Origin of the sequence: Bradyrhizobium sp., from assembly GCF_049581145.1 — a bacterium.
Lineage (GTDB): Bacteria > Pseudomonadota > Alphaproteobacteria > Rhizobiales > Xanthobacteraceae > Bradyrhizobium.
Genome location: NZ_JBAURI010001074.1, coordinates 1 through 4,248, shown reverse-complemented (window position 1 = coordinate 4,248; position 4,248 = coordinate 1). Strand labels below are relative to the sequence as shown.

Here is a 4,248-nt window from a genome sequence, read left to right as displayed (position 1 = left end):
ACCAGATAGCCGGTCAGTTCCTGCTCGGTCTCGACACCGGCAATCTCGTGCGCAAGCGATTGGCTGCCGCGGCGGAAACGAGCATTTCGCAAACTTCCGCTCAGCCCGAGGATCGAAATCGACATCGTAAGAACCAAACCGCGATGTACACTGTGCCTCCCGCGTAGTGCCTTTCAAACTCCGGCGCAACTCCAATTGGGCGTCACGGTGCTCAAGCTTTTCTTAAATTTATTTAAGATGTCCAATGCGGGAAATCGTATAACTTCGGGCGCGTATTGGAGTAGCGACATTCGAACTAATTAGATGAACGCGTTTTGGTGCACGAGCCGATGACGCACTGTCGGCGTTGTTCGTTTGAGGCAAGTCAGCCGCCAGACGGACAACTGATGATATGTGACGGACAACTGATGATATGTGCTGGACAAGGATATTCTGATAGCAAATGCTTTTTGATCGCCTGCGCACGGCCCTGACGCGTGACAACGGCCCATGCGTTGCCGCTTGATCAGTCGTCAGCGATCCATGCGGCAAGATTCCCGAGCAGGTCACTCGCAAAACTCAAGACCAGGGCGATCGCGTAGAACGGCAGCGCCAATGCGCGACGCAGCCGCAGCGAAGCCGATGTCGTCGGAGCATTGTGGTTTACGGATTCGCGCATCGGTGCCGTCGCCCGGAGGCGGCAAAATCTCGCCGTCATCAACAGCTAAGGGTGCGATGGCACCCGGTCAAATTAACTGACCATCACGTGCATCAACACCGCGGGATTTTTGACCACACGGTGTGACGACGGTTACGATTTCCGCCGAGCAATCGTTTCGCCGCGTGCGTGACGGTCACGGCATTTCCTGCTCTGATGGCGCGCGTCGATCAACCGAGGACCAACTGCGAATCCTCCCGGAGGAAAAGCCCGATGACAAAACAGCCGACGCCGTCGATCACGCCCTGCAATCCGCCCGAACTGGGCACGCCGCCCGGCTATTCCCAGATCGTGGAGGTGCGCGCCGGCAGGCTGATCTTCATCGCCGGCCAGACCGCGCTCAATCGCAACGGCAAGCTGGTCGGTCACGGCGATTTCGGCAGCCAGGCTGCGCAGGTCTTCGTCAATCTGACGATTGCCTTGCACGCCGCCGGATGCACCGCGACCCATCTCGTGAAGCTGACCGTATTTCTCACCGACATGAACAACCTAGCAGCCTACCGCGAGGCGCGCGACGCGTTCTTCGCAACGGTATCGCCGCCGGCGGCGCCGGCGGTGACATTGGTTGAAGTCTCCAAACTCTACGGGCCGGACTTCATGATCGAGATCGAGGCGATCGCGGCGGCCTGAGGCTCGCCGCGGCCGCCTTGCACCTCGTTTCCGAAGTTCAGATCATCGAAACCAAGAAGGCCGGATGGGTTGAGACCTCGTGAAACGCATCGATTCGCCCCGCGGCGATGGATTTCGCGGTCGGATCGGGCAACCGTCCGATCCGCTGCCCTGCCATCCCAAAACGAGCGGTTTCATTGATAGAATTCCGGCGACATCTTCAGCGTATCGCGCTGCGCCTTGTCGTGGTTGATCCAGAGCTGCGCCTTCTCCCTGGTCAGCACCTGGGAAAGCTTTTCCATCGAGGCAAGCGTCTCGTCCTTGCTGAAATTGAGCGCAGGCACGCGGCGGTTGTCCCAGTTGCTCTTGAAATGCACGGCATCGCCGGACAGCACGACCTCGCCGGTCTGGGGCAACTTCACCAAGAGCGACTGGTGACCCGGCGTATGTCCGGGAGTCGACAAAATGGTCAGGCTGCCGTCGCCGAAGATGTCCTTGTCGCCTTCCAGCAAAGTGACCGGATGCTCCTTCCTGAAGCGCGGCTGCCCACCGGCGCCGGGCCAGTCGTATTCGGCTTTCTGCACGTAGAGCATGGCGGTTGGAAACATCTCAACATTGCCGATGTGATCGGGATGGGTATGCGACACCGCCATCGCGGTGATGTCCGACGGCTTCACGCCGATCTGCTCGAGCTGCGAGGCCAGCGTCTTCGGCCGATGCCAATAGACCGCCTTGGGGTCGGCCGGCGGCAGACCGTTCGGCATTGCGGCCACCGCATCGGGGATGCCGGTGTCCCACAAGAACCAGCCCTGCGAGAGCTTGATCAGATAGCAGTTGTCGACAAAGGCCATCGACTTGCCCTCGTCGACGCCAGGCGACCAGCGCGAAATGTCGCCGGCCATGCCCTCACCGCAATTGAGAATGTAGAGCTTTTCGACCCCGGCCTGCGCCCGGCCGGTCGCAACCGACAGCGCACACATCACAAGCGCCGCGAGACCCACACTGCGTTTCACGTGACCCCTCCGCCTCGGCCAATCCGGAACATCCGCTCGCCGCGCGGGGACACTACTGCAATACGGGTCAAACGGCCGCGGATGACAGCTTTTTGATATCCGAGTGAGGGCAGACACCTCGGGGCTTGCGCGAGCTTGCCGCGCCGCCCCCTACTCCATGCCCTTTCCGAACTTGTTCGACTTGGGCAGGCCATGCGCCAGCCGCCCGGAATCGGCGCGGTTGCCGCGCCAGTCGGCGAGCTCCTTGAAGCTCAGGCCCTGGTCGCGGCCAGCCGAATCCTTCCAGCTCAGGCCTTCCTTGGCATCGAAGGTGGTCACGTCCGACAGCGTGGCGCTGGTATATTTCTGCAGGCGCACGCCGCGGCCGCGCGCCATTTCCGGCACCTGGTCGATCGGGAAGATCACCATCTTGTGGTTAGAGCCGATCACGGCCACCTGGTCGCCGGCAACCGTGGTGATCGCGCAGGCCTCGACCGGCATGGTGACGTTGAGCACCTGCTTGCCCTTGCGGGTGTTGCCGACGCAGTCTTCCTCCTTGACGATGAAGCCCTGTCCTTCGCTGCTGGCGATCAGGAACCTGCGTTCGCCCTTGTTGACGAACATCGACACGATCGCCGCATCCTGGTCCATGTCGACGAACATCCGGATCGGCTCGCCATGGCCGCGTCCGCCCGGCAGCTTGGCGACGTCGAGCGAATAGAATTTTCCGTTGCTCGCAAACAGCAGCAGCTTGGAGGTGCTCTCGGCGAAAAACGCCTGGCCGAGCTTGTCGTCGGTCTTGAAGGTAAGCCCGGACAGATCGGCGACGTGGCCCTTGAGCGTCCGCACCCAGCCCTTGTCCGAGACCACCACCGTGACCGGCTCGCGCTCGACAAAGGCTTCCTCGATCGCAGCCAGATCGTGCTCGGGCGCGTCGGCGAAATGGGTGCGGCGCTTGCCGAGCGGCGTCTTCGGCCCGAACATCTCGCGCACCTTGCCGACCTGTTCGCCGACCTTGGCCCATTGCTCGACTTCGGAGCCGAGCAGCGACTTGATGCCCTTCAATTCGCCGCGCAGATTCTTGTCCTCGGTGCGAATCTCCATTTCCTCGAGCTTGCGCAATGCGCGCAGCCGCATGTTGAGGATCGCCTCGGCCTGGACGTCCGTGAGCTTGAACGCCTTGATCAGCGCCGGCTTCGGCTCATCCTCGGTGCGGATGATCTTGATCACCTTGTCGATGTTGAGATAGGCGATCAGGTAGCCGCCGAGCACTTCGAGGCGATGTTCGATCTGCTCCTTGCGGAAGTTCGAGCGGCGCAGCAGCACGTCGCGCAGATGGTCGAGCCATTCGCGCAGGCACTCGGCCAGGCCCAAGACCCTCGGGATCTTGCCCTTCACCAGCACGTTGAGGTTCAGCGGAATCTTGTTTTCCAGCTCGGTCAGCCGGAACAGCGATTCCATCATCAGCTCCGGATCGACCGAGCGCGACTTCGGCTCGATGACGAGGCGGATGTCCTCGGCCGATTCATCCCGGACATCGCCGACCAGCGGCAGCTTCTTCTCGTTGAGCAGTTCGGCGATCTTCTCGACCAGCCGCGACTTCTGCACCAGATAGGGAATTTCGGTGATGACGACGACCCAGGTGCCCCGGGCGCCCTCTTCCTGCACCCATTTGGCGCGGACGCGGAACGAGCCGCGGCCGGTGGTGTAGGCTTCCGCGATCGCTTCCTTGGAATCGATGACGATGCCGCCGGTCGGAAAATCCGGCCCCTTGACCCATTTCAGCAGCGCGCGCGATTTGGCCTGCGGCTTGTCGATCAGATGCAGCGCCGCGTCGCACAGCTCGGCGGCGTTGTGCGGCGGAATCGAGGTCGCCATGCCGACCGCGATCCCCTGCGCGCCGTTGGCGAGCAGATTCGGGAAGCCGCCGGGCAGCACCACCGGCTCCTT

Annotated in this window: 4 protein-coding genes; 1 reads left to right on the top strand and 3 read right to left on the bottom strand. The window is 61.9% G+C overall.

The features are described from left to right. Positions 1–505: 505 nt before the first annotated feature. Positions 506–658, bottom strand: a complete 153-nt coding sequence (locus tag WCB02_RS34690) for a hypothetical protein (RefSeq protein WP_423965733.1) — start codon at positions 656–658, stop codon at positions 506–508. 252 nt (positions 659–910) lie between these two features. On the opposite strand from WCB02_RS34690, the gene WCB02_RS34685 reads away from it, so the two are divergent. Beyond that, complete coding sequence (locus tag WCB02_RS34685; RefSeq protein WP_423965730.1) at positions 911–1,327, top strand: RidA family protein; 417 nt, start codon at positions 911–913, stop codon at positions 1,325–1,327. A gap of 173 nt (positions 1,328–1,500) precedes the next feature. On the opposite strand, the gene WCB02_RS34680 is transcribed toward WCB02_RS34685, so the two are convergent. Continuing rightward, the gene (locus tag WCB02_RS34680; protein ID WP_423965736.1) at positions 1,501–2,286 is read right to left on the bottom strand and encodes an N-acyl homoserine lactonase family protein; all 786 of its coding nucleotides are present in this window, start codon (positions 2,284–2,286) and stop codon (positions 1,501–1,503) included. A 183-nt stretch (positions 2,287–2,469) separates the two neighbouring features. Next, a partial coding sequence (locus WCB02_RS34675; RefSeq protein WP_423965728.1) for a DNA topoisomerase IV subunit A occupies positions 2,470–4,248 on the bottom strand: 1,779 nt, incomplete at its 5' end.